The sequence below is a fragment of the Stenotrophomonas sp. SrG genome, assembly GCF_050031795.1.
Lineage (GTDB): Bacteria > Pseudomonadota > Gammaproteobacteria > Xanthomonadales > Xanthomonadaceae > Stenotrophomonas > Stenotrophomonas rhizophila_A.
In genome coordinates, this window is sequence record NZ_JBNBBE010000179.1 from 1 (window position 1) to 283 (window position 283).

General features: G+C 76.3%; 1 protein-coding gene. It reads left to right on the forward strand.

Annotation, left to right across the window (positions count from 1 at the left end):
• The coding region (locus ACQG3P_RS19440; RefSeq protein ID WP_426805959.1) for a hypothetical protein at positions 1 to 283 on the forward strand (283 nt) is incomplete at both ends.

Below are 283 nucleotides of genomic sequence, written 5' to 3' on the forward strand. Positions count from 1 at the left end.
GCCCGCCCGCCGCCCCCCCCGTCAACCGCGTCACCCCTGCCGACGGCCAGCACAGCGACCCGGGCGCGATCGCCGGCCAGGCCTACCGCATCACCGAAACCCAGCCGACCGGGCTGGGCGCAGGCCGCGAGCAGCCGGGCAATGTCATCCTGATCGCCAACCTGCCCGCCGCCGGCGCCAGCGGCAACGCTTTCGGCGAGCTGGCCGCGTCGCTGTCCGGCACCGTGTTCCTGGACCGCCACAACAACGGCGTGCAGGACGCCGGCGAGCCGGGCCTGCCGGG